Consider the following 2695-nt stretch of genomic DNA (forward strand, 5'->3'; position numbering starts at 1 on the left):
AATAAATGGTTAACTGTTTCAACTGTTGCTTGATAAAATATATCGGACAATGAAGTTAAAAACATCTCCAATTCGGTGAAACCGATGGGGTTAAGTTCATCGGCGGGAGTTGGCAAGCCTTTGCAATAAGTTATCGTCGTCATAGCTTTTTGGCTACCTCCCTCAGTTCATCCACTATTTTTTTGTTCTTATGACTTCGACTCCCATATAGACGAGCGGAAAATACTGTGATAATTTCTAATACATCTGCCGCTAAGTCTTCCTCGAATGTACTATCATCAAGTAGAGTAGCTGCTTCTTGGGGGGTTAAACTAGACATTGCCTGATTATATCATAGAAAATGTCCAGTTATGTCACTAATTGTCTAGATATTTACGGACTGTTAGTTAACCCCCATTTACCGGGAGCGGATCAGGGGTTTAGGATATCTGGGTTGAATTCTCTTGATGCGATTGTAGTAGATGCTTTATTCCTTATGCCCTGAGAGTTCCTCGTTAGGATTGTTACTTACCAATACAGAAGCGACTAAAAATCCGGTCAAGTACGGATTCAGTTACTTCTTCCCCAGTAATTTCACCCAAGGCTTGAATCGCGCCGCGTAAATCAATCGTCCAAAAATCTAAAGGTAACTGTTGGGCGATGGTTTCTTGTACCTGTTCCAATGCTATTTTAGCTTGGGTTAAGGCGGCGGCTTGTCGCTGGTTAATGGCTAAATCTAAGTCAGCCGCTTGAATGTTTCCCGTTTGCACTGCCTCAAGAATTCCTTGTTCTAATGCCTCAATCCCTTCGTTTTTGGCAACGGCGGCTATAACTACCCGTTCAATACTATCCGGATAGGATACAGAATCGGCGGGGGCGAGATCGGTTTTATTAATGACTAAAATTAGGGGACGGTGTTTGACTTGTGTATAAATTTCTTGGTCTTCTGTAGTCCAGCCCGTAGTCGCTTCAATCACCAATACAATTAAATCAGCCGCCTCAGCCGCACGGCGCGATCGCTCAACGCCAATTTTCTCGACTTGATCCACGGTTTCCCGGATTCCGGCGGTATCTAGAACCTGCACGGGGATTCCACCGACGACTAAGTGCGACTCAACCACATCACGAGTTGTACCGGGTAAGTCGGTAACGATCGCGCGATCGCTACGACTCCAGGCGTTTAATAAACTGGATTTGCCCACATTCGGACGTCCGACAATGGCGACGTTTAAGCCGGTTCGCAATAATTGCCCGCGATCGGCGGTGGCGATAATTTGGTTAATATCGGCTAATATCTGTTGAATTTGAGCAATGATCCCGGCTTCATCTAAGGGAGGTAAATCTTCCTCAAAGTCGATTCGGGCTTCAATTTCTGCCAAACTATCTAAACACGTCGCCCGGAGTTGGCGAATGGGTACAGCCAGCTTTCCTTGCATTCCCGCTAATGCAGCTTGGGCGGCGGCGGGGGAACGAGAACCCACTAAGTCAGCGATACTTTCGGCTTGGGTTAAATCTAAGCGCCCGTTCAAAAATGCCCGCAGGGTAAATTCTCCGGGTTGGGCTAACCGTGCGCCTAGCTCTAAGCATAATTGCAACACCTGCTGCACGGGCATAATCCCGCCGTGACAATGGAACTCGACGACATCTTCACGAGTGTAAGAGCGAGGGGATTGCATAATTAGGAGTAGGGCTTCATCAACGATGTGTTGGGTTTGGGGATGACGCACATACCCATAGAGAATGCGGTGAGTCTGCCACATTTGACGCCCTGGTGCATAGAATAGTTGACGTGCGATCGCCAAGGCATTTTCGCCCGACATCCGCACGATTCCCACACTCCCTTGTTGCGGGACAACAGCGGTTGCGATCGCGGCTATTGTTTCACCTTGGACAAACGGTTGAGACATCGTTTACTGACCCTATCCTCATCTCCTCGTCAGGGATGCGATCGCGTAAAATATTCTTTAACTCTATCAATTCTTTTATATCTTACTATGACAGCCGTTACGATTAACTTCAACCCAATTTTTCAACTGACTCAAGAGCAATTTTACCATCTGTGTCGAGTCAATCCCAATGTAAAATTTGAACGCAATGCTAAAGGAGAACTGATTATCGTGTCCCCCACAGGCGGAGAAACTGGAAAACGGAACGCCAAGCTAACCACTCGATTTTGTGTGTGGAATGAACAAAGGAACCTTGGAGAAATCTTCGACTCTTCAACCTGTTTTCACCTTCCCAATGGGGCGAACCGTTCTCCCGATGTGGCTTGGATTCAAAAACAGCGATGGGATGCACTAACAGAGGAACAGAAAGAAAAATTTCCACCCATTGCCCCAGACTTTGTTTTGGAGCTAATGTCACCCAGCGATACGTTACCAGAAACCAAAGCTAAAATGCAGGAATACATGGAGAATCAAGTCAGACTGGGTTGGTTACTCTATCGACCCACTCGTCGGGTGGAAATTTATCGCCAAGGGCAAACGGTAGAAATCCTGGAAAATCCTACCCAGTTATCTGGGGAAGATGTTTTACCTGGTTTTATTTTAGATTTACAAATTGTTTGGAATTGAATCCTTATTGATAGAAGGTTTGTAGGGGCACGGCAATGCCGTGCCACTACAGGTGATGTGACTCTGCTCACAGATAAAGGACGGGAGAACGGAAGCCCCCGTACTTTAGTCGGGGGATGAAGTTCGACGCGGCGAATTTATTC

Annotated in this window: 2 protein-coding genes and 1 pseudogene; 1 reads left to right on the plus strand and 2 read right to left on the minus strand. The window is 46.4% G+C overall.

Annotated elements, in window-relative coordinates; genetic code table 11:
* Positions 1-139: 139 nt before the first annotated feature.
* Together ACLGGO_RS35280 and mnmE are read right to left on the minus strand one after the other, a co-directional pair.
* Positions 140-268, minus strand: a pseudogene (locus ACLGGO_RS35280) (IS607 family transposase); the annotation flags it as partial.
* A gap of 235 nt (positions 269-503) precedes the next feature.
* Positions 504-1886, minus strand: coding sequence for a tRNA uridine-5-carboxymethylaminomethyl(34) synthesis GTPase MnmE (gene mnmE, locus ACLGGO_RS35285; protein WP_446422809.1), 1383 nt, complete (start codon positions 1884-1886; stop codon positions 504-506).
* Positions 1887-1973: 87 nt separating this feature from the next.
* Here mnmE and ACLGGO_RS35290 point away from each other — a divergent pair, with 87 nt between their 5' ends.
* A complete protein-coding gene (locus tag ACLGGO_RS35290; protein ID WP_446422810.1) occupies positions 1974-2552 on the plus strand; it encodes a Uma2 family endonuclease in 579 nt (192 codons plus the stop codon).
* Positions 2553-2695 lie beyond the last annotated feature (143 nt).

The sequence above is a fragment of the Coleofasciculus sp. genome (assembly GCF_046565525.1).
In the GTDB taxonomy this organism is placed as follows: Bacteria; Cyanobacteriota; Cyanobacteriia; order Cyanobacteriales; family Coleofasciculaceae; genus Coleofasciculus.